At 43.9% G+C, this 25,470-nt stretch carries 28 protein-coding genes (1 of these 28 cut by a window edge); 14 read left to right on the top strand and 14 right to left on the bottom strand.

Translation table 11 applies throughout. The features are described 5' to 3' along the window. Nucleotides 1-223 carry the start of a nucleotidyltransferase-like protein gene (locus tag SporoP33_RS05265; protein WP_369821968.1) on the bottom strand. It extends 641 nt beyond the left edge of the window, so the window shows 223 of its 864 coding nt (coding positions 1-223); the start codon lies at nt 221-223; its stop codon lies beyond the left edge, outside the window. 159 nt (nt 224-382) lie between these two features. On the opposite strand from SporoP33_RS05265, the gene SporoP33_RS05270 reads away from it, so the two are divergent. Next, on the top strand, nt 383-742 hold the full coding sequence (locus SporoP33_RS05270) for a YgzB family protein (RefSeq protein ID WP_081242745.1): 360 nt from the start codon (nt 383-385) through the stop codon (nt 740-742). A gap of 34 nt (nt 743-776) precedes the next feature. Here the strand turns inward: SporoP33_RS05270 and perR are convergent, their stop codons facing one another. From perR to bcp, 3 genes are all read right to left on the bottom strand, one after another. Beyond that, the gene (perR, locus tag SporoP33_RS05275; protein WP_081242746.1) at nt 777-1,223 is read right to left on the bottom strand and encodes a peroxide-responsive transcriptional repressor PerR; all 447 of its coding nucleotides are present in this window, start codon (nt 1,221-1,223) and stop codon (nt 777-779) included. A gap of 106 nt (nt 1,224-1,329) precedes the next feature. Beyond that, nucleotides 1,330-2,274, bottom strand: a complete 945-nt coding sequence (locus SporoP33_RS05280; protein WP_081242747.1) for a D-2-hydroxyacid dehydrogenase — start codon at nt 2,272-2,274, stop codon at nt 1,330-1,332. An 11-nt stretch (nt 2,275-2,285) separates the two neighbouring features. After that, entirely contained in the window at nt 2,286-2,759 is a 474-nt protein-coding gene (bcp, locus tag SporoP33_RS05285; protein WP_081242748.1) for a thioredoxin-dependent thiol peroxidase, read from the bottom strand. Nucleotides 2,760-2,935: 176 nt separating this feature from the next. On the opposite strand from bcp, the gene SporoP33_RS05290 reads away from it, so the two are divergent. Together SporoP33_RS05290 and SporoP33_RS05295 are read left to right on the top strand one after the other, a co-directional pair. After that, nucleotides 2,936-4,222, top strand: coding sequence for a glutamate-1-semialdehyde 2,1-aminomutase (locus SporoP33_RS05290; protein WP_081242749.1), 1,287 nt, complete (start codon nt 2,936-2,938; stop codon nt 4,220-4,222). A gap of 75 nt (nt 4,223-4,297) precedes the next feature. Next, on the top strand, nt 4,298-5,377 hold the full coding sequence (locus SporoP33_RS05295) for an FUSC family protein (RefSeq protein WP_081242750.1): 1,080 nt from the start codon (nt 4,298-4,300) through the stop codon (nt 5,375-5,377). 40 nt (nt 5,378-5,417) lie between these two features. On the opposite strand, the gene SporoP33_RS05300 is transcribed toward SporoP33_RS05295, so the two are convergent. From SporoP33_RS05300 to mutY, 4 genes are all read right to left on the bottom strand, one after another. After that, the gene (locus tag SporoP33_RS05300) at nt 5,418-7,163 is read right to left on the bottom strand and encodes an ABC transporter ATP-binding protein (protein ID WP_081242751.1); all 1,746 of its coding nucleotides are present in this window, start codon (nt 7,161-7,163) and stop codon (nt 5,418-5,420) included. A 48-nt stretch (nt 7,164-7,211) separates the two neighbouring features. Continuing rightward, nucleotides 7,212-7,760 carry a nucleoside tri-diphosphate phosphatase gene (locus SporoP33_RS05305; protein ID WP_081242752.1) on the bottom strand — a complete coding sequence of 183 codons (549 nt, stop codon included), beginning with the start codon at nt 7,758-7,760 and terminating at the stop codon, nt 7,212-7,214. A 200-nt stretch (nt 7,761-7,960) separates the two neighbouring features. After that, nucleotides 7,961-8,287 carry a gamma-type small acid-soluble spore protein gene (locus tag SporoP33_RS05310; protein WP_081242753.1) on the bottom strand — a complete coding sequence of 109 codons (327 nt, stop codon included), beginning with the start codon at nt 8,285-8,287 and terminating at the stop codon, nt 7,961-7,963. Nucleotides 8,288-8,359: 72 nt separating this feature from the next. Further along, a complete protein-coding gene (gene mutY, locus SporoP33_RS05315) occupies nt 8,360-9,406 on the bottom strand; it encodes an A/G-specific adenine glycosylase (protein WP_081242754.1) in 1,047 nt (348 codons plus the stop codon). 97 nt (nt 9,407-9,503) lie between these two features. On the opposite strand from mutY, the gene SporoP33_RS05320 reads away from it, so the two are divergent. Beyond that, complete coding sequence (locus SporoP33_RS05320; protein WP_081242755.1) at nt 9,504-10,487, top strand: metal-dependent hydrolase; 984 nt, start codon at nt 9,504-9,506, stop codon at nt 10,485-10,487. A 36-nt stretch (nt 10,488-10,523) separates the two neighbouring features. On the opposite strand, the gene SporoP33_RS05325 is transcribed toward SporoP33_RS05320, so the two are convergent. Both SporoP33_RS05325 and recX read right to left on the bottom strand, forming a co-directional pair. After that, complete coding sequence (locus SporoP33_RS05325) at nt 10,524-10,856, bottom strand: YfhH family protein (RefSeq protein ID WP_081242756.1); 333 nt, start codon at nt 10,854-10,856, stop codon at nt 10,524-10,526. Beyond that, nucleotides 10,846-11,658 carry a recombination regulator RecX gene (gene recX / locus SporoP33_RS05330; protein ID WP_081242757.1) on the bottom strand — a complete coding sequence of 271 codons (813 nt, stop codon included), beginning with the start codon at nt 11,656-11,658 and terminating at the stop codon, nt 10,846-10,848. The genes SporoP33_RS05325 and recX overlap by 11 nt, the downstream gene beginning before the upstream one ends. 93 nt (nt 11,659-11,751) lie before the next feature. Here recX and SporoP33_RS05335 point away from each other — a divergent pair, with 93 nt between their 5' ends. The 5 genes from SporoP33_RS05335 to SporoP33_RS05350 all read left to right on the top strand — a co-directional run bounded on the left by SporoP33_RS05335 (nt 11,752) and on the right by SporoP33_RS05350 (nt 17,889). After that, on the top strand, nt 11,752-12,651 hold the full coding sequence (locus SporoP33_RS05335) for a TIGR01777 family oxidoreductase (RefSeq protein WP_081242758.1): 900 nt from the start codon (nt 11,752-11,754) through the stop codon (nt 12,649-12,651). 109 nt (nt 12,652-12,760) lie between these two features. After that, entirely contained in the window at nt 12,761-13,561 is an 801-nt protein-coding gene (gene pdaA, locus SporoP33_RS05340) for a delta-lactam-biosynthetic de-N-acetylase (RefSeq protein WP_081242759.1), read from the top strand. Between the two features lie 353 nt (nt 13,562-13,914). Further along, nucleotides 13,915-14,085, top strand: coding sequence for an SE1561 family protein (locus SporoP33_RS16210; RefSeq protein ID WP_099662799.1), 171 nt, complete (start codon nt 13,915-13,917; stop codon nt 14,083-14,085). A gap of 24 nt (nt 14,086-14,109) precedes the next feature. Further along, nucleotides 14,110-15,642, top strand: coding sequence for a fumarate hydratase (locus SporoP33_RS05345; RefSeq protein WP_081242760.1), 1,533 nt, complete (start codon nt 14,110-14,112; stop codon nt 15,640-15,642). 333 nt (nt 15,643-15,975) lie between these two features. Next, a complete protein-coding gene (locus SporoP33_RS05350) occupies nt 15,976-17,889 on the top strand; it encodes a heavy metal translocating P-type ATPase (protein ID WP_081242761.1) in 1,914 nt (637 codons plus the stop codon). Between the two features lie 267 nt (nt 17,890-18,156). Here SporoP33_RS05350 and SporoP33_RS05355 read toward each other — a convergent pair whose 3' ends face one another. Both SporoP33_RS05355 and SporoP33_RS05360 read right to left on the bottom strand, forming a co-directional pair. Next, nucleotides 18,157-19,104, bottom strand: a complete 948-nt coding sequence (locus SporoP33_RS05355) for a YihY/virulence factor BrkB family protein (protein WP_081242762.1) — start codon at nt 19,102-19,104, stop codon at nt 18,157-18,159. Between the two features lie 35 nt (nt 19,105-19,139). Next, nucleotides 19,140-19,580 carry a hypothetical protein gene (locus SporoP33_RS05360; protein WP_081242763.1) on the bottom strand — a complete coding sequence of 147 codons (441 nt, stop codon included), beginning with the start codon at nt 19,578-19,580 and terminating at the stop codon, nt 19,140-19,142. A 221-nt stretch (nt 19,581-19,801) separates the two neighbouring features. On the opposite strand from SporoP33_RS05360, the gene SporoP33_RS05365 reads away from it, so the two are divergent. Both SporoP33_RS05365 and SporoP33_RS05370 read left to right on the top strand, forming a co-directional pair. After that, nucleotides 19,802-21,157, top strand: a complete 1,356-nt coding sequence (locus SporoP33_RS05365; protein WP_081242764.1) for an alanine/glycine:cation symporter family protein — start codon at nt 19,802-19,804, stop codon at nt 21,155-21,157. Nucleotides 21,158-21,232: 75 nt separating this feature from the next. Further along, on the top strand, nt 21,233-21,454 hold the full coding sequence (locus SporoP33_RS05370; protein ID WP_081242765.1) for a DUF1128 domain-containing protein: 222 nt from the start codon (nt 21,233-21,235) through the stop codon (nt 21,452-21,454). A 31-nt stretch (nt 21,455-21,485) separates the two neighbouring features. Here the strand turns inward: SporoP33_RS05370 and motB are convergent, their stop codons facing one another. Then, the gene (gene motB / locus SporoP33_RS05375) at nt 21,486-22,253 is read right to left on the bottom strand and encodes a flagellar motor protein MotB (protein WP_081242766.1); all 768 of its coding nucleotides are present in this window, start codon (nt 22,251-22,253) and stop codon (nt 21,486-21,488) included. Further along, on the bottom strand, nt 22,237-23,046 hold the full coding sequence (motA, locus tag SporoP33_RS05380; protein ID WP_081242767.1) for a flagellar motor stator protein MotA: 810 nt from the start codon (nt 23,044-23,046) through the stop codon (nt 22,237-22,239). The genes motB and motA overlap by 17 nt, the downstream gene beginning before the upstream one ends. A gap of 185 nt (nt 23,047-23,231) precedes the next feature. Between motA and SporoP33_RS05385 the strand changes: the two genes are divergently transcribed. From SporoP33_RS05385 to SporoP33_RS05390, 3 genes are all read left to right on the top strand, one after another. Further along, nucleotides 23,232-24,464: an aminopeptidase gene (locus tag SporoP33_RS05385; protein WP_081242768.1), complete on the top strand. Its 1,233-nt coding sequence runs from the start codon at nt 23,232-23,234 to the stop codon at nt 24,462-24,464. Between the two features lie 106 nt (nt 24,465-24,570). Next, nucleotides 24,571-24,711: a hypothetical protein gene (locus tag SporoP33_RS16215; protein ID WP_196796860.1), complete on the top strand. Its 141-nt coding sequence runs from the start codon at nt 24,571-24,573 to the stop codon at nt 24,709-24,711. Between the two features lie 107 nt (nt 24,712-24,818). Further along, the gene (locus tag SporoP33_RS05390; RefSeq protein ID WP_081242769.1) at nt 24,819-25,403 is read left to right on the top strand and encodes a beta-class carbonic anhydrase; all 585 of its coding nucleotides are present in this window, start codon (nt 24,819-24,821) and stop codon (nt 25,401-25,403) included. The last annotated feature ends 67 nt before the right edge of the window (nt 25,404-25,470 follow it).

A 25,470-nucleotide genomic window follows, 5' to 3' on the forward strand; every position in this document is an offset into this window, starting at 1 on the left:
GCCAATGTGTCAGCTGGCGCTCGCTAATGATATGCATTGCCGCCTTGCGTTTACCGTCTGTGTAGTGTTTTGTCTGGATTGGTATACTATTGTCTTGCGTAATAATGAACAAAATCTCATCAAATGTATCGGTAATTGGATCGTCTTCTCTTTGGTTTCCTATAAGAAGTACGCTTAATGTGTCAGGCAAACTGGCCCTTTCCTGATAAACAGGCCGCAGCATTTGTTCCACGTTCTCGCCTCCTGGTTCTTTACTTGGTAGTCTCGAATACTTTATTTCGACGAATTTCACATAAAATCCTTTAATTTAGAGGGAGATTGTACTGCAATTATTTTATAATATGATATATTAGGTGAGGATAGTGTTAGGAGGAAACTTTAGATGAAGCCTTACAAAAATAAAATAAATCGTATTCGTTCATTTGCCTTGTCACTTATTTTCATCGGGGTCGTCATTATGTATATCGGCATCTTTTTCCGTTCCAATGAAATTGTCATGCTGATCTTCATGTTCCTGGGAGTCATCGCAATCATCGGAAGTACAGTCGTATATGCATGGATCGGCACCTTGTCCACGAGAGCCGTCAGGATTAAATGTCCAAACTGCGGAAAGCATACGAAAATGCTCGGACGCGTTGATATGTGCGGACATTGCCGGGAGCCATTGACACTTGATCCGGATCTGGAAGGCAAAGAGTTTGATGTATCGTATAATAAAAAAGTTAAACATGACGAACAATAAAAAACGAGCGTAGCCCGATTGGGTTACACTCGTTTTATTTTGCTTCCGAATTTTGTTTTGCTGCGCACTGCGGACATGTGCCATACACTTCTAAACGATGTGAATTCACTTGGAATCCAGTTACATGTGCCGCAAGCCGTTCCACTTCTTCCAGACCGGGATGATGAAAATCCACAATCTTTCCGCAATCGTCACAAATAATATGGTAATGATCATGTGTTACAAAATCAAAACGACTTGATGCGTCTCCATACGTCAGCTCTTTTACAAGTCCTGAGTTTTGGAAAACACGTAAATTATTATATACAGTCGCTACACTCATATTAGGAAAATCCGCTTCAAGCGCTTTATAAATCTCATCGGCAGTCGGATGTGACTTAGAAGTGATCAGATACTCCAAAATCGCATGTCGTTGCGGAGTAATTCTAACACCACTTTCTTTCAATGTAACGAGCGCATCTTTCAAGAACACTCCTGGCATCGTAATGCACCTCACTTCATAAGGATTACTTCTTTATAATCATTATAATTAGTTTACTCAATGAAGGAGTACATTGTCAACTTTTCTGCCAATCATCCGATATACTTCAATAACCTTTGGCCAAGTCGACTTGATTAATAAGATTTTTATCCCCTGACAGCCATTTATTAAGATTGGTATCCATAATATTAAGAGATCGTTTGACATATTGATCAGACAGACTTGACATATGCGGTGACACTGTACAGTTCGTCAATTCCCAAAACGGGCTGTTTTCAGGTAATGGTTCTGTCTCAAAGACATCCAGGACGGCATGACGGATTTCATTCTGCTTCAGTGCATCCAGGATATATTGCTCTTTGACAGCATCTCCTCTGCCGACATTCATAAAGACGGCCGTATCTTTCATAGCCCGAAAATGCTCCGGCTGATAAATCCATCTCGTCTGCGGTGTACTCGGCAGGATAGAAATGACATAGTCCGCTTCCGGCAATTTCTCAAAAATCTCCTCTAATGAAATTGTTTCATCCATAAAAGGGCTCTCATGGCCTGAACGGTTGCAGCCAATCGTATAAACATGGAATGCCTGCAGCAGCCGGCCGATTTCTCCTCCGATTGCCCCGGTTCCTACTATTATAGCCGTAGAATGGTTTACCTCACCCGGCAGCGTATCCAACTTCCACTTTTTCTCCGGCTGCCTTTTATAAATACCCGGCAGGCCGCGTTCAAGCGACAATAAATGTGCCAATACCGACTCTGCTAACGGCATTTTATGTACGCCGTGCGAGTTAGTAACCATGATGCTCCGCTTTTGCAGCGCTTCAAGCGGTAATGTATCGACTCCCACTGCCGCCACCATTACCCACTTCAAGGCGGCCGCTTTCACAATATGTTCATCCCTCAGGTCGCCTCCATCTGTCACGATGACCTCAATATCATCTAAGGGAACCTCATCAATTGCAGTCGTGTAAATAAAATCAACATCCGGATATTTCACTTTCAGCTGTTCTTTAAAGGTTGTTTTAATTTTAAATGTGAATAACACCTTCATACGGCTGCCTCCTATTTTGTCAGTTGTCTCAATGTCGTCAGCGCATCTTCCACATGGCCTTTCACACGGACCTTCCGCCACTCTTTCACTACAGTGCCTGTTGGATCAATTAAGAATGTCGACCGTTCAATTCCCATGTACTCTTTGCCGAAATTCTTCTTCAGCTTCCACACGCCGTATGCCTCTGCTGCTGCGTGATCTTCATCTACAAGCAATGAAAACGGCAGCCCGTGTTTGGCAATAAATTTTTGGTGAGATGCTGCAGGGTCTGGACTTACTCCCAGCACTACCGCATTCAAGTCTTCAAAGTCTGGCTGCGCATCGCGAAAATCACAAGCCTCTGTCGTGCAGCCCGGCGTTGCGTCTTTCGGATAAAAATACAATACTACATAGTTTTTCCCTTTAAATTCTTCTAATGAAACCATTTCCCCGTTTTCATTAGGCAGTGTAAATGCAGGCGCTTGTTTTCCTTCTAATTGATTCACTGATAAATTCCTCCTTTATTCTATGGAAGCATGTCGCATAGTAAAATCACTTCATACTTATCGTATCGGAAGTATTTGAATTTTACAATTTACCTAGACTTCAACCGGAAAGTAGAGACTTCACTCCATTTAATGCTAAAATGGATAGCGTACAATTGATTTGGAGGAATTCACTTATGAACCGAAAAAATTCAGAAGCAATCTACGCAGAAGCACTGGAACATATTGTCGGAGGTGTCAACAGCCCGGCAAGAGCATATGGCGCTGTCGGCGGCGGGGCTCCTACTGTTATGGAACGTGCAGAAGGTGCTTATTTTTATGACGTTGACGGTAACCGATATATTGACTATTTGGGGGCTTATGGTCCAATCATTACCGGACATGCGCACCCCCACATAACAAAAGCGATCACAAAGGCAGCGGAAAATGGTGTTCTGTATGGTACACCTACCCGCCACGAAGTACAATTCGCGAAAATGCTGAAAGAAGCGATTCCGGGAATGGATAAAGTGCGTTTTGTCAATTCAGGCACCGAGGCCGTCATGACAACAATCCGTGTCGCAAGAGCCTATACCGGCCGGACAAAAATCATGAAATTCGCAGGCTGCTATCACGGCCACTCGGATTTAGTGCTTGTCGCTGCCGGATCTGGTCCAGCAACACTAGGCACACCGGATTCTGCCGGCGTTCCATCATCTATCGCGAAAGAAGTCATCACGATTCCGTTCAATGATCCCAAGAGCTATAAAGCGGCAATGGAACAATGGGGCGATGAACTGGCTTGTATTTTGATCGAGCCTATCGTCGGGAATTTCGGTATCGTTGAGCCAAAGGAAGGTTTCCTCGAACTTGTCCATGAGCTTGCTGAAAAACAGGGCGTTCTGACAATTTACGATGAAGTCATCACAGCTTTCCGTTTCCATTACGGAGCAGCACAAACATTGCTTGGCCACCAGCCTGATCTGACTGCGTTCGGGAAAATTATCGGCGGCGGCTTACCAATTGGTGCCTATGGCGGGAAGAAAGAAATCATGGAACAGGTCGCTCCGCTCGGCCCTGCGTATCAGGCAGGTACAATGGCAGGAAACCCGACATCTATGCTTTCGGGAATCGCTTGTCTCGAAGTGCTGCAAGAGCCAGGTATTTACGATGAAATGGATCGTCTGGGCGGTTTGCTTGAAGATGGAATACTTGAACTGGCGAAGAAATACAATATTAAGATGACGATTAACCGTCTGGGCGGGGCACTCACATTGTTCTTCACCGATGTGACTGTCGAGAATTATAAGCAGGCAGAAGCAACTGACGGGGAGATATTCGGACGCTTCTTTAAGGAAATGCTGAAAAATGGTGTGAACCTGGCGCCGTCTAAGTACGAGGCATGGTTCCTGACTACTGCCCATACTGAACAGGATATAAATGAAACACTCGAAGCGGTTGAACGTTCATTTAAAGCACTTTGAACTGGAACAATTGACCGTTGCCCGCGTATATTGTAAAGTAGCAAAAAAGAGCTTTTTTAGGAAAGGAATTACCCAATGAAACTTGGTGCCCGCGTCTTTAAAACGGGTATTGCGATTGTTTTTGCCCTGTTTCTCGCACAATTACTCGGATTGCCTACCTCAGTATTCGCAGGTATTGCGGCGATTTTCGCAATCCAGCCTTCTATTTACAGATCGTACTTAACAATCGTCGAACAGCTGCAGGGTAACTTAATTGGCGCCACTGTCGCTGTAGTATTCACACTTATTTTCGGACCTCAGCTAGTGGTAGTCGGTTTGGCTGCCGTTATTGTTATGACGATTATGTTAAAGCTGGGTCTTGAAAAATCCATGTCACTTGCACTCGTTACAATGATTGCTGTAATGGAAGTAAAAGATGAAGCCTTTTTAACGTTTGCACTTCTGCGTGTCGGTACTATATTAGTAGGTGTCCTCGCAGCATTCATCGTGAATTTGGTATTCATGCCGCCAAAGTATGAAACTAAACTGTTTCAGGCCATTCACCAGGCACAGGATGAAATTATTCGATGGACCCGTCTTGCCGCCCGGCAGGCTTCCGACCACACTGCTATGAAGAAATCGCTGAGTAAATTAAAGGAACGTCTCATTCAGATTGATCAGCTGTACTTGCTGTTTAAAGAAGAGCGCAGTTACTTCAAGAAAACTTCCGCTACAAAGGCAAGACGGCTCGTCGTTTACCGGCAGATGATCGGGACCACACGCAGCAGTTACGATGTACTTAAGCGGCTGGATAAGTTTGAAAATGAACTCATCAATCTTCCCGAGCATTTCCGTATGATGATTCAGGAACGCTTGGAATCATTGCTTGTCTATCACGAACAGCTTCATTTGAAATTCGTCGGAAAGCTCAAAGCCGATCTTGATGACAACGAGATGGAAAGCGATTTTATACAGCGGCAGGAAGTAATGAATATTTTCGTAAAAGAAATTGCAATCACAAACGAAGAAGAAGAATTTTCATCTTACCATCTGCTCCATGTTCTCTCTTCCATGCTGAACTACGAAGAGCAGCTGGAACATTTGGATACGTTAATCACTTCCTATCAAACACGTTTTGAAGATGAAGAAAACGTGCTCGAAGATGAATTCTATTAAAAAACGGCAGAAGACTTTTTTAAGTCTTCTGCCGTTTTACTTATCCGCCGAGTTCCTGTCGATTGAACAGCCCGGCATACGTGCCGTTTTGCTCCATCAATTCCTGGTGGGTGCCTGATTCTTTTAATTCTCCGTGGTCAATCACATAAATACAGTCTGCATGTGTGATCGTAGAAAGACGGTGCGCGACAATTAAAGTCGTCCGCTCTTTGGCCAGCCGATCAAGCGACTCCTGAATGAGCGCTTCACTTTCCAAATCCAGCGCTGACGTTGCTTCATCCAAAATAAGCAAAGCAGGATTTTTCAGGAATACACGTGCAATCGCGATTCGCTGTTTTTGACCGCCCGATAACTTCACACCGCGCTCACCAACCCGCGTGTCATACCCTTCACTCAATGTTTCGATGAAATCATGAGCATTCGCCGCTTTTGCTGCAGCGATTACCTCTTCATCCGACGCTTCCGGTTTCCCCATCAGTATATTGCTTTTAACAGAATCACTGAATAGGATTGAATCTTGAAGCACCATCCCGATCTGATCACGCAGAGATTTCACTTGAATATCCCGGATATCATATCCGTCGATACGGATCGCACCAGCTGTCACATCATAAAATCGCGGAATCAGACTGATAATGGTCGATTTTCCCCCGCCGCTCATTCCGACTAATGCCGCCGTTTCTCCCGGACGGATTTTCAAGCTGACATTCGACAGAACCTCTTCCTCTTCATAGGCAAAACTTACGTGATCAAATTCGATTTCACCGTCAATCGGCGGCAAGGCTTTTGCCTCTTCTTGATCCGTTACATCATACTTTTCATTCATTAAATCCAGCACTCTGTCCATAGAAGCAAATGACTGTGTTAAGGAGGTAGATGAATTAACCAGTCTGCGCAATGGTGAATATAACCGTTCAATGAACGCGATGAACGCTACCATAGTCCCGACAGATAATGAGCCATTAATGACTTGATAGCCCGCATAGCCGATGACGAGTAATGGCGCTACATCAGTTATGGTATTCACAACTGCAAACGCTTTGGCGTTCCAGCGCGTGTGCTCAATCGCGCGGTCCAGGAATTTATTATTCACTTCGTCAAAACGTTCCTGTTCTTTGTCCTCAATCGCAAAACTTTTGATGATACTGACACCCGCCACACGTTCATGCAGGTAGCTTTGCACATCGGCAAGCGACTGAGATCGTTTGCGCGTCAATTGGCGCAGCCTGCCGAAGAAATATTTCACGCTAAATGCATAGAACGGGAACGCAATCAGCGTAACGAGAGTCAATTGCACATCCAATGTCAGCATGATGATGATCGCAATAACAATCGTCGCCAGATCCAGCCAGACATTCATCAGGCCAATCATAACAAAGTTCTTTGTCTGCTCGACATCATTGATCACGCGTGAAATCACTTCACCCGCGCGCGTATTGGAATAAAAACGCAGACCTAGCTTCTGCAAGTGACTGTACAATGACTGACGAATATCAAAAAGGATTTTATTACTTACATATTGTGCATAGTACTGGCGATAATATTCGACAGGCGGACGAATTAAGAAGAACACGATAATGGTGCCGCCAAGCCAATAAAATAAGTACTTTGTTTTATCAGGGTCACTCATCGTCGGCGAACCGATAATATCGTCAATTACAATCTTAATCAATAATGGCAAAAACAAAGGGATGGAAAATTTCACAACACCGATCAGAACGGTGAGGACAATTTGCCAATTATACGGCTTTACAAATTGAAGATAGCGTTTAATGCTTTCACCCATTCTGCCCCTCCTAGTAAAAAAACCTGACTTGCATGAATGCAAGCAGGTCTAGCACTGTTCGTCCTGAATTCGCTTATAGAAATCATAACGTGATGTCCATACGTCAATGAAGTCGGGTGCAAATGGACCTTTTCTCTGTTTGATCCAGCCCAGCAGCTTGTTCAAGTTATCCTGCAGGATTTGATCGATCACTTCCGGATAGTTCATTTGACGTTTATGATCCGCATACTCATCCTCATCCAGGATCAGATAGCTCATGTCCGGAAATACTTTTACGTCCAAGTCATAATCAATATACTTCAAGGATTTTTCATCGTAGACAAACGGTGAACTCATATTGACATAATAGTAAACACCGTCTTCACGCAGCATGCAAATGATGTTGAACCAATTTTCTGCATGGAAATAGCAAATGGAAGGTTCACGCGTCAGCCATGTGCGTCCATCCGATTCCGTAACGAGTGTGCGTTCATTTCCCCCGATAATGATATTGCGTGTGCCTTTTAATACGAGCGTTTCTTGCCAGACACGGTGAATTTTGCCGTTATGTTTGTAGCTGTGGATCTGTATCGTTTCTCCTTCTTTTGGGATTGCCATTTTCTATACCACCTTTGAGCTGTGTTCCACCGCTCTTGCTATCTGTTCATTATACCAACTGCGTTCCCAAATTTAAAACGATTCAACCATCTATTTCATAATTCATTGTGCCGGGTATGTCTGCCGCATCCTTTTTCGCATAAGAAAACCGGTAGAAATGGCTTATGTTAGCCTTTTCTACCGGTAGTTGGAGCGTGCATTCAGTTTGAGTTATTGTTTTGATTTGCACGTGCTCCAGAAGCCTGCTGCTTGTTCGCTTCTGATTTACGGTTTTGCTGTCTCACTTGGTTGACATCTGTTTCAGATGCAAACTCCTCGTTCATAGATGATTGCATCGCGGACGAAGAAGACTGCATATTCTTTGCAGACTGTGCATTTTGCTGACGTACTTGATTGACGTCCGTCTCGGAAGCGAACTCTTCATTCATCGATTGCTGCATCGCAGATTGCGCGTTCTGCTTTCTCACCTGATTTGCATCTGTTTGAGATGGATCTTGCTGCGCGTTGTTTTTTGGTTGCTTTGGCATGGATTATTCACCTCCGTACCCCTAATGATGTCCAATCGGCAGACATTTATTCAGGGACAGGTTATGAATTTTTTACCATTCCATCTGTTCAATGATCTTCAGGACAGGTTTTGATTTAGGCAGTGCTTCCACTTGCTGTTTCGTGAAGAACTGCAAATCTTTTTCGAATGGCTCACTGTCCAGCTGCGCACGATATACATGAATGTCCCATGTAATATGGGAAAAGACGTGGGAAAACCGTGTCAGTTCAATACTGTTTTTTAATTTTACATGATGCTCTTTTTCAAATGTCTCGACAGCGGGCGCATCCTGCAGCTCCGTCATCGGGAATTCCCATAAGCCTGCGAGCAGGCCGGTGTCCGGTCGTTTTTGCATCAGCCAGTTCCCTTCTTCATTTTGAATCGCAAATGCAGCCAGTGACACATGCTTCATTTTTTGTTTTTTTATTTTGATCGGCAGTTGCTGTTGTTTTCCTTCTGAAAATGCGATACAAAAATCACGGACCGGGCATAGTAGGCAATGAGGATTCGGCGTACAGATTGTCGCTCCTAGTTCCATCAGCGCCTGATTGAAGGAAGATGGATCTTCTTCGGATATTAATTCCATCACGGCTTGTTCAAACAGTTTTTTATTGCGCGCCAAGGCGATATCTTCTTCAATCAATAAAATTCTCGACAGCACCCGCATAACATTTCCATCCACTGCATGTTCCGGCACACCATAGGCAATACTTAAAATAGCACCTGCTGTATAAGGTCCTACTCCTTTTAACGTGGAAATCTCTTTTCGGTTATTTGGCACTTGTCCTCCATACGTTTCAACTACTTCGCGCACACCCGACTGCAAATTACGCACTCTGGAATAATAACCGAGCCCTTCCCACATTTTCAAAATATCCTCTTCCGGTGCATCTGACAAATCCTGCATAGTCGGAAATCTTTCAATGAAACGTTCATAATACGGGATAACGGTTTCTACGCGCGTCTGCTGCAGCATGACTTCCGAGATCCAAATATAGTAAGGATTATCGGTTCTTCTCCAAGGCAAGTCTCTTTTTTCAGCTTCATACCAGCCCAATAAGGCGTCTTGGAAAGCCTTCTTCTGTTCAATGATTTGCATAGGGACCTCACTTCTTCATGTAAATACTTTTAGTTATCTTGATAAAGGGTATATAATTATTAATAGCATATAACTCTTCCGGTAAAGGAGTGATAATTTGGATACAGGCACACATATTGCGATGGGAGTCGCAATCAGCGGGCTTGCACTGGCGGATACCGTTGTAGCCACTGAGCCCGCCACAATGAGCGCTGTTTTTGCGGGTATAATGGTCGGTTCATTAATTCCTGACATTGATACCGTGCTGAAATTGCGGAACAACGCTGTTTATTTACGTAATCACCGCGGCATTACACATTCAGTTCCAGCTGTTATGCTATGGCCGCTGCTTATTTCCATTTTGTTAACGTTCATTATTCCGGGAGCAATCTTTCTCCATGTATGGGCTTGGACATTTTTAGCGGTATTTACACATGTATTTGTTGATATATTCAACTCGTATGGCACACAGGCTCTTCGGCCATTTTCTCAGACATGGGTTGCCATCGGTGTTATCAATACATTTGATCCGATTATTTTCGGACTTCACGTGATTGCAATCACGGCGTGGATAGTTGGCACAGAGCCTGTCGTTACGATGTCTACACTCTATATCGTCATATTTCTCTACTATCTGTTGCGTTTCGCTGTCAAACGTGCAGTAAAACATGCTGTAAAGAAGACCATTCCAAATGCGAAAGAAATATTTATTGCACCGACAATGAACTTCTTCCAATGGCGGATCGCAGCTACGACAGATGTAAATCATTATGTAGGACGGGCATACGGCCGTTCGATTACATTATACGATCGTTTTGACCGTGAAACTATGCCAATGTCTCCTCAAGTCGAGGCAGCTCTCAAAGATCAGAACATGCAGGCATTTGTTTCGTTCTCCCCTCTGTATCGCTGGTCAATTTCGGAAGTCGATGACATTTACGAAGTACGCCTGATTGATTTACGTTACCGCAGTAAAGGATATTATCCGTTCGTGGCGGTTGCGCATGTCAATGAAGATCTCGAAGTAGTCAATTCTTATACTGGCTGGATCTTCTCAGAAGAAAAACTTCGAAAAAAGCTGAATTTTGCTCCCAATAACTAAAGAACGTTCGTGCAGATGCACGAGCGCTCTTTTAGTTTATTTTCCGCTTTTCACGTCTTTCAACATAGCAATCGGCAAGGCTTCCTCTGCTTTTTCTCCGCCTAAGCGATAGCCCCAGGCGAACAATCCTTTTAGATAATCCACTTGGAAGAAAACACCGTCATCCCCTTCAATCCGGTAGATTTCGCCGGGCTTAATCGTCGCGGGGTCGACAAGGTAGGATTGAACGAGCACTGCTTTTCTTTGATGCACTGCATATTCACTGACCATGCCCATCTGTTCCGCTTTACGCGCTTTCTCCATAAGATTCGCAATTTCAGTGCGAAGTTCATTTTCATTCATTTCACTGTAATGTTTTTCAGTATCCATCTTCTTCATTCCTTTTCATTTCAATAAATTGGTCAATCTGACTCAGCGGAATCCCTTTTTGGTACATCGATTGTTTCACACGCTGTCTGAGATCAGAGCCGGCATATTTGCTTTGATAGCGTCTCCATGCCTTTTCCCCAAATGCGGACGTAATTTCGGACCATTCATCCTCATCACGTTCAATCGTTACATTGCTGAGAACTTCTGATATTTGCTGATAGGAAAATCCTTTTCTTGCTAATGTGTTTTGAATCTTCTGCTTCACTTGTGCAGGCGGCTGCTGACTGTTTGAACGCATCGTTTTTTCAGCAAGCTTCATTGCATTAGCCAGTTGATCTTCCATTGTATATTCCTCCAATGCTTGAGTTTGAAGTTCTTTGGGTATACCTTTCTTATAAAGGGATTGCTGAATCGCACGCGGACCCTTCAACGAACTGTTTTTTTCTGTACGAACAAGCGCTTCAGAAAATGCTTCATCATCTAAAAAGCCTAATCGCTTTAATTTTACAATCGCTTCGAGGACAACTGCTTCTCCGTAGTCTTTTTCAAGCAGCTTCTTTTTGACTTCCATTTCACTTCGCATTCGAAATGATAAATAATGAAGCGCTCTGTTAAACGCTTTTTCAATCTGATCTGCATAGACAATTTCATCTGATGCCCAGTCGTCCAGTGTCATTCCTTTTGTAAGTTCAAATTTCACCAGCACCGATTCATGGACACTGAAAGCATATTGACCGTCAAGGAAAATATTATAACGTTCGCTATCTCGTTTTTGTTGTGATATTTTGGTAATAAGCGGCACGTTTCCATCACCTACTTTGTTTTAGTATAACGCTTCTTACGGTGGCGGTCAGCAATAGTGTATTAATTTTCAGGAGAATGGAGGGAATCTGTTATGAGAGTGGTTATAACAGGGGGAACAGGATTCATTGGCAGCATCTTAACTGAGAAATTAAAGAAAAAAGGTCATGAAGTCATTATTTTTACCCGCAAGCCTTCTTCACACCATAATGGAGTTCAATATGTTCAATGGCTGACGGATCACGCTTCGCCTGAAAATGAAGCGGGACACGTGGATGCATTCATTAATTTAGCGGGAGTCTCCATTGATGACGGGCGATGGACAGAAGAACGAAAAAAGCAAATCCGCGACAGTCGGATGACGGCTACACAAGAAGTATTACGCATCATGCGGGTGCTGCCAGCTAAACCAGAAGTATTAGTGAATGCAAGCGCAATTGGAATTTATCCGCCTTCGCTCACTGCTCAATATACAGAAGAGTCGACCGCAGTCGGTAATGATTTTCTCGCCAAAACCGTCTATGATTGGGAAGGGCTTGCCCGCCAGGCAGCTGAACTCGGTGTACGCACTGTCTGCACACGCTTTGGAATAGTGCTTGGTAAAGACGGCGGTGCACTCCCACTGATCAAACTGCCTTATCAATTATTTGCAGGCGGCAAAATCGGTTCAGGCAATCAGTGGTTTTCTTGGGTACATGTAGAAGACGTTGCCAATGCAATCATTTTCTCATTGGAAAATAAGGCAGTGGAAGGTCCGGTTAATGTCGTGGCTCCAAGCCCGATGCATATGAATGCGTTTGGTAAAACGATTGGGAAAGTCCTGCACCGGCCGCATTGGTTCCCAGTTCCCAGCTTCGCAATGAAAGCGGCATTAGGTGAAAAGAGTATAGTTGTTTTGCAAGGGCAGCACGTGTTGCCGCAAAAACTGCTTGCCAACGGATTTACATTTGATTATCCTTCATTGCGTCCAGCGCTTGAAAATTTATTGAAATGACTAAGAATGTTTGTCAAGACGTGCTGACGTGTTGGCAAACGTTTTTTGTTTATTTCCATACATACAAAGAGTGTATTGGCACATGCTTATTGAAAAGGAGTGGTGCACAATGGCTCATCATCTGTCAGGAATTTTACTGGCATCGTGTTTAGTGGTGTTCGGAGTGGTCATGAACCCATTCACGGTACAGGCACAGGAATTTCATTGGGGATTTAAAAAGGCTACGGACGGAGTTCCCCCTTCTGCCGGTGCAGAGCTGGATAAATTGCTTGATGATTACGGGGCAATTTATAAAGGGAAAGAAGATAAGAAAGTCGTGTATCTGACGTTTGACAATGGATATGAAAATGGATATACCGAAAGCATTCTGGATACATTGAAAAAAGAAAAGGCACCTGCTACGTTTTTCTTGACCGGCCATTATGTAAAAAGCGCAAGCGATTTGGTTAAACGCATGGTGAAGGATGGACACGGTATTGGAAACCATTCGTATGACCATCCAAATATGGCAAACATATCTGAACAGCAAATGGAAGAGGAATGGAAGAAGCTGGACGAAATTCTTTATGCTGCGACAGGTCAAAAGCGCACGATCTACGCCCGGCCGCCTGAAGGTGTATTTAATGCAAAGTTACTGCAAAAAGGAAATGAACTTGGTTATCGGCATATTTTCTGGTCCGTTGCATTCATCGACTGGCATCGGGATCAGCCAAAGGGAAAAGCCTATGCCTACAATGAGCTGATGAATCAGCTTCATCCGGGAGCCGTAATCTTAATGCATACCGTCTCCTCCGATAATGCTGAAGCGTTGCCTGACTTCATTAGAGACGCGAAGAAGCAAGGGTATAAATTTCATTCACTTGATCAGTTAGTGCAGGAATATGAGAAAGGAAATACTGTTACACAATAAATAAGAGACCTTATCTGCAGGATTACCGACAACAGATAAGGTCTCTAATTATTTGTTTCATCTTCAATTTGCATTTTATATTCGTAGTTATCCAATGTACTTCCCTCTATTGGACTGTTACGGATCCCCTCCTTCGTTGTCACGTGTCTAGGATTCGATTCGTCTTTATAACTACGACCTCCTTTTCTTTTGATTAATCATACTATACCAACTATTCAGTCATTTGTAAAGCGTTTATATAAAATAATTTGTATTTGATATCTTTCATAATAGTTTGCAAGTGTTCCGACAGAATCAGATTGAAAAAAATGGCCTTTTCGTATACGATATCAATGACAGAAAGAGGTGGACGTATGGACAATTCACAGAATAAAGACCAAGTCGTTGAACTGAAAAATCGATTCAACCAATTCATTGAAACCCTGGAGGCAATTGAACCTGAAAACACCGACCTAAAGGATATAGATCGTTTGATCATGTTACTCGATGAATTAGAAGAACAGATGGACAGCACTAAAAAATAACATATACTAACGGGGGATTTTGAGATGTACATAGAGACACTTGAGAAGAGTATGTATGACCTGGTTTGCGAAACGTCTACGAACTTGCCGAAAGACGTTCGGCGCGCAATTCTTGCTGCAAAAGAAAAAGAAAATAAAGGCACAAGCGCTGCAATGAGCTTGGATACTATCGCAAAGAACATCAATATGGCGGACGATAAACTGTCCCCGATTTGTCAGGATACAGGCCTGCCTACATTTAAGATCAAAACTCCGGTCGGCGTGAACCAATTGGAGATCAAAGCTGCAATCGTGCGGGCCATTGAGGCAGCTACGGAAAAAGGGAAACTTCGCCCGAACGCTGTCGACTCATTAACTGGCGACAACAGCGGGAACAACTTGGGCATCGGCCTGCCTGTTGTAAAGTTTGAACAATGGGAAGAAGATTATATCGAAGCAAAACTAATTCTTAAAGGCGGCGGATGTGAAAACAAGAACATCCAGTACAGTCTGCCTACTGAATTAGAAGGCCTTGGCCGCGCGGGACGCGACTTGGATGGCATCCGCAAATGTATCCTTCATTCCGTCTATCAGGCACAAGGGCAAGGCTGCTCTGCCGGATTCATCGGCGTTGGGATCGGCGGCGACCGCTCTTCAGGGTATGATTTGGCTAAAGAACAGCTTTTCCGTGACGTAACAGACCGTAATCCTGTTCCAGAACTGGCACAGCTTGAAGAGTATGTGCTGGAAAAAGCAAACCATCTTGGTATCGGCACAATGGGCTTTGGCGGCGAAGCGACATTGCTTGGATGTAAAATCGGCGTTATGCACCGCATTCCTGCCAGCTTCTACGTATCCGTCGCATATAACTGCTGGGCATACCGCCGTATGGCAGTGAACATCAATGCAGAAACCGGCGAAATTATGGACTGGCATTATAATGAAGGCGAGAAAATCGCATTCGAGCAGCCGGCAGAAGAAACAAAATCTACCGCACGTATTGTTCACCTGCAGGCGCCGATTTCGGAAGAAGAAATCCGTGATCTGCGCGTAGGTGATGTGGTGAAAATTTCAGGCCGCATGTACACTGGCCGCGATGCGATTCATAAGCACTTGATGGACAATGACGCACCGGTCGATTTAAACGGTCAAGTCATCTATCACTGCGGTCCGGTAGTTCTCAAAAACGAAGAAGGCAAGTACGAAATTAAAGCTGCCGGCCCGACCACTTCCATTCGTGAAGAACCATATCAGGGAGATATCATGAAAAAGTTCGGTATCCGCGCTGTCATCGGTAAAGGCGGCATGGGGCCTAAAACTCTCGCAGCTCTTCAGGAGCACGGCGGAGTGTACTTGAATGGAATCGGCGGCGCTGCACAGTATTATGCTGACTGTATTAAAGAAGTAGAAGGCGTAGACTTGCTGGAGTTCGGTATTCCAGAGGCGCTGTGGCATTTACGCGTAGAAGATTTCACTTCAGTCGTGACAATGGACTCTCACGGGAATAGTCTCCACGCTGACGTCGATAAATCTTCACTCGAAAAGCTATCTCAATTCAAAGAAAAAGTATTCAGCTAATAAAAAGGCAGCGAACGGTCATGACCGTTCGCTGTTTTTTTGAAATTAGAAAATTGACATGTACGTATGGATAAATTAAATCTTCAGCGAAAGATGCTCCCCTGACTCACCTTTCATCCTGTCACTTTATACCTTTTCAACTAATTTGCATTAATTGGTCATTTGAGTATCACTTCTCTTTGAGAAATGATATACTGTAGATAATAACTATTACAACTTCATATTCATTCTATTTTAATGCCCGTAAAGTCGGCTCTACAAACGTAGAGTCGACTTTACTGCTTTAATCAGAGTTTTGAAAGTGAATTTCATTATCAATTAGGAGGAGATATAATGACTACATTTGCGAAAGAACAGCCTGATAAACAGGAACAGACGATTGACTGGTCTGCGCGATTTGAACTTATCGCAGCCATACTATCCGGTATTCTCATTCTAGCAGCATGGCTTTTAAGCAAAAATAGCGCTGATACTGTTTCCATCACGCTATATATCGCGGCGTTCTTAATAGGAGGCTACGCAAAAGCTAAGGAAGGCATCGAGGAAACGATAAAGAATAAAGAGTTAAACGTTGAGATGCTGATGGTTTTTGCGGCTATCGGTTCAGGGATTATCGGTTATTGGGCAGAAGGCGCGATCCTTATTTTCATATTTGCTATCAGCGGCGCACTGGAAACCTATACACTTAATAAGAGTCATAAAGAAATTTCTTCTTTAATGGAAATGCAGCCTGAAGAAGCGTGGCTGATCATGGAGGACGGCAGTGAAAAAAAGGTCCCTACCGAGTCGCTGTCAATCGGCGCTGTGCTGCTGGTTAAACCGGGTGAAAGAATCCCCGTGGACGGCCAAGTGCTTAGCGGCATCACCTCAGTTGATATGTCTGCTATCAACGGTGAATCCATTCCAGTAACAAAGCAGGAACATGATGAGCTATTTGCAGGCACAGTGAATATTAGCGGGGCAATCCGCATGACGATGACCAAGCCAAGCTCGGAGACACTTTTCCAAAAAATCATAACTATGGTGCAAAATGCGCAAAGTGAGAAGTCCCCTTCCCAGCAATTTATTGAACGCTTTGAAGGCTCTTATGTAAAAATCGTATTGGCGGCAGTAGTTATTATGATGTTCCTTCCCCACTTCCTGTTTGGCTGGGATTGGACCACTACATTTTACCGTGCGATTGTCTTATTAGTAGTTGCCTCCCCTTGTGCATTAATGGCTTCGATTATGCCCGCAACACTTGCGGCTGTTTCCAACGGGGCGAGAAAAGGTGTGTTATTTAAAGGCGGCGTGCACTTAGAGCACTTAAGTTCATTGAAGGCATTCGCATTTGATAAGACCGGAACACTGACGACAGGCAAGCCTGTAGTGATGGATTTTATCGTACGTGAAGGCGCAGATAAAAATGAAACCCTTGCTTTATTTGCAGGTGTGGAATCCATGTCCAATCACCCGCTGGCGAGAGCAATCATTAGCTATGCGACTGAGCTCGGAGTGGAGCCTGAACGCAATCTTCATATCGAAGACGTCCCCGGGTTCGGTATTAAGGCAGAAACCGCATCAGGTGACATTCGTATCGGGAATCCTAAATTCGTTGGGCCAGAGCTGGCGAGAGAGTTTCAGAACGATATAGCGTCTGCGCTTGCCAATGAAGGTAAAACCGTCATTTTCATGAGGGATGAAGAAGGGATCGTCGCATTGGCTGCTCTACAGGATACTTTGCGGGAAGAAGCAATCTCTGCCATTAAATCACTTCAGTCACTCGGACTACGGACCGTCATGCTGACCGGCGATAATGAAAAGACTGCCCATGCAATTGCCGGCGAGGTGGGGATGGACTCGTACGTAGCGGAGTGTCTGCCGGAAGAGAAAGTGGTTCACCTCAAAAAATTATTACAAGAGCACGGCACTGTCGGGATGGTCGGCGACGGCATTAACGACGCACCTGCGCTCGCCACCGCCACGTCAGGTATTGCAATGGGCGAAGGAACAGATGTAGCGCTTGAGACTGCAGATGTCGTTCTAATGCAGAATGATTTAAACCGGCTGTCTTACGCAATTAAGCTTTCCAGAAAGATGCAGCGGATCGTTAAGCAAAATGTATTCTTTTCAATAGTTGTAATCGCGATTCTGATCATCTCAAACTTCATGCAGGTAGTCGATCTGCCGATGGGTGTAATCGGACATGAAGGCAGTACCATCCTGGTCATTCTGAACGGCTTGCGTATGCTCAATAAAATTCAATAAGAAAAGAGGCTGGGACAAAACTAAAAATAAAGTCCGTTCCCCTGCGCTCCAAAAGGCACGCTTTCCGCGGGGCGCGCTTGAGCCTCCTCGTCGCTGGCGCTCCTGCGGGGTCTCAACATTCGCGCTAAATCCCGCAGGAGTCGGCCTTTTTCCGCTCCGGTCCACTCAAATGCTTTGCAAAGTACTTATTAAAAAATAGACATAAAAAAGCGTAAGGGAATAAATAAACTCCTTTACGCTTTTTTCATATTATGTCCCAGTCTCTTTTTATGAAGCCGCCGGATGTTTTTGGTCATACCGTTTTTTCATTACCGCATTAATCGTACCGCCGAGCAGCAGAATAATGGCTGATAAATAAAGCCACATAATTAACACGATGATTCCTGCAATACTTCCGTATGTGTTTGCATAGCTCCCAAAGTTACTAATATAGAACGAGAAGCCGAGTGAAGTAAGAATCCATCCGATTGTCGCAAATACAGCGCCCGGAAGTATACTTTTAAAATGCAGCTTGATGCCTGGCACGAGCCAGTACAGAAGAGAAAATACTGCAAAAATCAGGAATGGCGGAATGAGAAAACGCACAACTGTCCATATTGTCAGGAATGAATCTTCCAACCCCATGAATGAGAATACAAACTTCCCGATCGGTTCACCAAAGATCGGTAACACCAATGCAACGATAACCGTTGCAATCAGCATAATCGTAAAGGCAATCGATAACCCCTTAGTCACGAAGAAGTTTCTATCATCGTCCACTTCATACGCCAGATTTAACCCCTTTGTTACAGCCCCCATGCCCTTTGATGCTGACCAGATCGTCGCTAAAATACCAATAGACAGCAAGCCGCCGCTTCTATTGTCAAGCACTTCGGAGAGGACCCCTTCAATTAAAGCAGCTGTGCTTTCAGGAGCATACTCACGGATGAATAAAAAGATTTGACTTTGATCTAACTGTAAGTATGGCAGTAACGTAAAAAGAAAGATTAATAGCGGGAATAATGACAAAAGGAAAAAGAAAGCCAATTGTGAACCGGCCGCTGAAATATCCAATTCTTTCATACGGATAATCAAATGTTTGAAAAACCCGCTCGTAGTAGCCGGATTAAAATCATCTTCTTCTCCGTCCTTTATATCCTGAATAAACTCTTTTACTTTTTCAGTGTTTGATTCAGGCTCAGAATCTGAAGGAGGGGCACTTTTTTGTTGATTCAACTGATGTGTCCCCCTTTCATTTATTTTTTTTACTGTTATTGATTCTCCAGAGGTATTACGTTTTTTTTTTGGACCATCGGAGGCAGCGTTGCATCTTTATTTGCTGAAGCAGTGGATGCAGCTGTAGAATCATCTTCTATAATTTGTTCATATTCCGATTTTGAATCGGAAAATGCTTCTTTTGTATCCGCAAACATCTCCTTCACTTGCGGAGTCAGCGTCTTGATTTCATCAACTTGTGATTTGATGTAATTGACATCACCTTTCACTTGTTCAATGAGTGTTTGCATTTTTTCTTTTTTCTCTTGGAATTCATTTTTTACAATGTCTGGATTTTCTTTGTAATATAATACTTTCTCATACGACGTTCTTGCTGTCGTAATCGTCTGCTGTCTAGTTGCGCGATCCAGCATACTTACCGCTGCACCAAGTAATGCGCCGCCTAAAACATATCTCCCGAATTTACTTGAACCCATACATTTCGCCTCCTTGTTCACGTTTACGTCTCACTTCATTATACCCATACTGCCGGTTACCAAACAATCTTTGTTGTACTAAATTGAAAAAAGGCTTGACGAATCGTTCTATTTTTTGGATTATTAACAATAACATATACATATAACAAACTATAGAGAGGAGTTGATTCAGACGACTTTTGTAACATATACAAATACTAAGAGAAATTGGAGGGGATGAAATGGATTCGATAGAGAAGTTTTTGACCAGTGCGTCTGATTTGATTTGGGGACCCCCGCTGCTCATCTTGCTGATTGGTACCGGAATTTATTTATCTATGCGCTTAACATTTATACAATTACGTTTACTGCCCTATTCACTTAAACAAGTTTTTTCGAGAAAGCACGATAAAAAAGCAGACGGAGATATTTCCCAATTCCAGGCACTGATGACTGCAATGGCTGCAACAGTTGGTGTAGGTAACATCGTCGGGGTGGCTTCTGCTGTCGTGGCGGGGGGACCGGGTGCGATTTTCTGGATGTGGCTGGCCGGATTCTTCGGTATGGCAACAAAGTACAGTGAAGCAATTTTAGCTGTTAAGTATCGTGTCAAAGATTCAAACGGCTTAATGGCCGGCGGTCCGATGTACTACCTCGAACATGGTCTTAAGCAAAAATGGCTCGGCGTATTATTCGCACTGTTTGGCGCCTTGGCTGCTTTTGGCATCGGGAACGGAACGCAATCGAAAGCCGTCGCAGATGTCATGAGCAGTACATTTGCAGTGCCGCATTATATTACAGGAATCGCATTGCTTCTGTTCGGTGCACTCGTTATTCTTGGCGGCATCAAGTCAATTGGCCGGGTAACAGCATTTTTCGTGCCAATTATGGCTTTATTTTATTTCATTGCCGGTGCGATTGTTATGGTCTTAAATATTGAGCAAGTTCCAGCGGCATTTGGTCTGATTTTCACGGATGCATTTACAGGTCAGGCAGTTGCAGGCGGAGCAATTGGTACAGTTATTCGTTTCGGTGTAGCCCGAGGATTATTCTCCAACGAAGCAGGTCTCGGTTCCGCACCAATCGCGGCTGCTGCAGCACGTACAGACCTTCCTGGACGCCAGGCGCTTGTTTCTATGACACAAGTATTGTTCGACACGCTGATCATTTGTTCAATAACGGGTGTTACGATTGTTATGAGTAATCAATGGAAGGATACTTCCATTGACGCTGGTGCATTGACAGCACAGGCATTTGGATCATTCCTTGGAGGCATTGGACCCATTTTAGTCTCTATCGGACTGGTATTCTTTGCTACATCCACTATTTTGGGATGGAGTTATTACGGAGAGAAATGTTTCCAGTACCTCTTCCCTAACCGTGCAGCGGTTCTTGCATACCGCGTAGTATTCGTACTGTTCATCTATGTGGGCGCAACGGCTTCACTGGATCTCGTATGGATTTTAGCAGACGTATTAAACGGCTTGATGGCCATTCCGAACTTAATCGGTTTACTTGGGTTGTCGGGTATTGTCGTGATGGAAACAAAACGTTTCAAGAAGAAAATTGATGATGAACGTGAAGAAGCACGCAAATAACCATTCACAGTTCAGTTGACAGCTTATCACTTTCGTGAAATGATGGATTTCATAAGACAGAAAGGCGGTACAGACATGGATTTATCTACAAAATCACCTGAGAATATTTCATACATGATTGAAAAAATTAAAGAAAAGCTTCGCATGGTAAATGTTGATGCGATGAAGTCTGATAACTTCAGCACAGAGCAGTATGACGACTTGAAATATATGTATGACATGGTCATGAAACGCGAAAACATCACACCGAATGAAATGCAGGCAATCGCAGCAGAACTGGGTTCTATGCGCAATTAAAAAAAAGCGATTCCCATATGGGAGTCGCTTTTTATTGCGGTGATACAGGTGTTCCATCCTTCAGTACGAGCGGCTGAATCAGCACTTCCACCCGTCGGTTTTTACTGCGGTTTTCTACTGTATCATTCGGTACGATCGGCTTGTACTCCCCATACCCTTTTGCGCTGAACAGATTGGGATCTACTTCATTGTTCTGAACGATGATCTTCAGGAACTCCACAGCACGCATGACGCTCAGTTCCCAGTTAGAGGAATACTGCGCATTATTGATTGGTATATCGTCTGTATGTCCCGTGATGACAACCTGACGCGGTCTGTCGAGTGCCAGCAGCTTAGAAATATCGTTAGCCAGCCTTTTATACTCAGGCCTGATGGCAGCCTCCCCTGATTTGAACAGTACACTGTCACGAATCGTCAGCAATAATCCTTCATTTGTCAGCTTAGTGTCAAATTGATTTTCCAGTTCATTCACCGCAATATACTCATCCAAATCGTCTTGTGTCTCACCAAGAGACTTCTGATCTTCCATATAAGAAGAGTTTTCATCCAGCTCGCCTACCGAATCGTCCGGAACAGGCGTAGTGGTCGGCGCATTCTCACTCATAATTCCGCTGCCGCTTTCGAATATTTCACTAAAAACTTTCGACACTTCGGCAAACCGCCCTTCATCTACCGAACTGCTCGCAAACAGTACGATAAACAGCGCCAGCAGCAGCGTCAGCAAATCGGCGTAGGGCAACAGCCACGATTCGTTGATATGTTCTATTTCATGTTTCTTTTTCTTACGCTTCTTCGCCAACTTTACCAGCTCCTTCGCCGCCGTCAATAGCCAGCTTCTTCCGGTCTTCTACAGATAAATAAGATGCCAGCTTTTGTTCGATGACACGGGGCGCTTCCCCTTCGAGCACAGAAAGAATCCCTTCAATCACCATCGTTCTTTGTCGTACCTCTTCTTTTGATTTTCGTATAAGTTTATTAGAAAATGGATGCCATAAAACATAGCCTGTGAAGATACCAAGCAATGTGGCGATAAATGCCGCAGAAATCGCATGTCCCAATGCATCAATATTATTCATGTCCTTTAGTGCGGCAATCAGTCCGACAACCGCTCCAAGCACCCCTAATGTAGGTGCGTATGTTCCGGCCTGCGAAAAGATTAACGCGCCGACAGAATGGCGTTCCTGCATTGCTTCCACTTCTTCACTTAGTACATCACGTATGTAATCAGCATTTTGTCCGTCAATCGCCAAACCCAGTCCGTTTTTCAAAAATGGGTCATCAATTTCATCTGTTTTCGCTTCGAGTGCGAGCAATCCTTCACGGCGTGCGATATCAGCCCAGGAGGAAAACAGACGGATCAGTTCAGCGTCTGACGCAAGCTTTTGCTGGGTGAAAATAATTTTAAATAACTTTGGTATTTTTTTCAGCTCATTCATAGGAAATGCGATAACTACTGCAGCAATCGTTCCTGCGATGATAATCAGGATAGCGGCTGGATTCAATAGTGCGTCGGGTGTTACCCCTTTCAGAGTCATACCAACCAGTAACGCAATAAATCCTAACGCTAAACCTATAATAGTGGATAAATCCATACATACAGCCTCCAAGTACTACATTCTTCTTATTACTTCGGCCATCAAGCCCTGTTCTTTAGGGCAAACTGACGACTTTTTATAGGAACTTCCGAGTATTTCAACCTATCTTAGTTACTTTAACGTTGCGAACTTCAATTCATGATTGATAGTATGTTCATAATACGTAAAAAGGAGATGTCATGATGAATCAATTCCAAGAGCAACTTTCTAATTATGCCGACTTAGCTGTGAAGGTAGGTGTAAATATTCAGCACGACCAATATTTATTCATCAGTGCTTCTACCGAAATTACTTCATTTGTTCGGCTGATTGTCGAAAAAGCTTATGAAGCAGGTGCACGGCAAGTTTTCGTAGACTGGACAGATGATGCAGTGACACGCCTGCGCTATGAAAAGGCACCGGCTGATTCCTTTGGAGAATTTCCGTCCTGGAAACAGATGGAACGTGAACAGCTGGCTGAAAAAGGGGCCGCTTTCATGTCAATCGTATCACAGGATCCTGACTTACTGAATGGTATCGAGTCCAGCAGAATACGTGACAGTCAGAAGGCTGCCAGTAAAGCTCTAAGCAAATTCCGACAAGCTATGCAGGCTGATAAGTTCAGCTGGACAGTCATTGCTGCTCCCTCCGTCGCTTGGGCGGCAAAGATTTTCCCGGATTTAGCCGCAGACGAACAAGTCCCTGCCTTGTGGGATGCTATCCTGCGCGCTGTTCGGGCTGATCAGCCGGGACCAGTTGATGCATGGCACCGGCACAATGAAAACTTGCATGAGAAAGTGGATTATCTGAATGGTAAACATTATCATAAACTCCATTATACAGCTCCAGGAACTGATTTAACAATAGAGCTTCCTGAAAAGCACTTATGGTGCGGGGCGGGGAGCGTCAATCAGGCAGGCAATGAATTCATGGCGAATATGCCCACTGAAGAAGTATTTACAGCTCCGTTGAAAACAGGTGTCAACGGTATTGTAAAAAGTACAAAACCACTTAGCTATGCAGGCACGATTATTGACGGTTTCACGATTGAATTTACAGACGGCCGGATTACAAATGTATCTGCTGAACAAGGCGAAGAAATGCTGAAACAGCTTGTCGATACAGATGAAGGTTCACATTATCTTGGCGAAGTGGCGCTGGTGCCGCATGATTCTCCAATCTCTAATTCCAATATTTTATTCTATAATACATTATTCGATGAAAATGCTTCGAATCATCTGGCAATCGGAAGTGCCTATGCGTTCTGTCTCGACGGCGGAAAAGAAATGGACTCTGATCAGCTGCAGGCTAACGGTTTGAATCAAAGTTTGACACATGTCGACTTCATGATAGGTTCCGGGGAAATGGATATTGATGGAATACTTGCAGACGGTACTGTGGAACCCATCTTCCGCGCTGGTAACTGGGCATTCTAAAATCCGTCACTTTTCACGCAAAGTTTGTGTAAGCACTTAAAATTTAGTGCAAAATCGTGTATAATAGGCTATAGAACATATTACATTTGGAAAGAGGGGCTTACGAATGGGCTTAATGTTTACAACAGTTATCGGATATACAGTAGTTCTTGGACTGGCATCTTGGTTTACAATGCACTTTTTAGCTGGAGCATTGGATTCATCTGACTCAGTTATTATCGATCCAAAACCTGAAGGCAGAAACTAATTTTCTTCTATTCCAGTTTTAATGGATATGGATTTCATGATTAGAGCCGCCTGATTGGGCGGCTCGTTTCTTTTACTTACAATTAACAGTCCAGGAGGGATATTTACATGACGTCATTAACCGATATTATGAATTACAATCAATCTTTTGTTGAAGAAAAGAAATACGAAGAGTTCGCTACTACGAAATTTCCGGATAAGAGAATTGTCATTCTTACTTGTATGGATACAAGATTGATTGAATTGCTTCCAAAAGCAATGAATCTTAAAAACGGCGATGCAAAGATCATTAAAAGTGCCGGCGCTATTATCACACATCCATTCGGCGGTCTAATGCGAAGTATTCTGGTGGCAGTCTATGAACTCCAGGCAGACGAAGTATACGTGGTCGGCCATCATGACTGCGGGATGAGTTCCATCAATACAGAGCACATCGTAGGACACATGATTGAGCGCGGTATCGATCCCGCCATGTTTAAAACCCTGGAGTATTCAGGCATTGACATGGAAAGCTGGCTGCATGGTTTCAGTGACGTAAATGAAAGCGTGAAAAAGAGCGTGGATGCTATCAGAAACCATCCGCTGATTCCTGCAGATGTATCTGTGCACGGACTTGTCATTAATCCTGAGAACGGAAAGCTGGACGTAATTGAAGACGGTTACAAAGTACAAGTGGCTCAAACAAATAAGTAACGGCAAAAACCGGCATCTTCTAATCGAAGAGCCGGTTTTTCCATATAGTCATCCACTTTTCCCAAAG

This window comes from Sporosarcina sp. P33 (assembly GCF_002077155.1).
In the GTDB taxonomy this organism is placed as follows: Bacteria; Bacillota; Bacilli; order Bacillales_A; family Planococcaceae; genus Sporosarcina.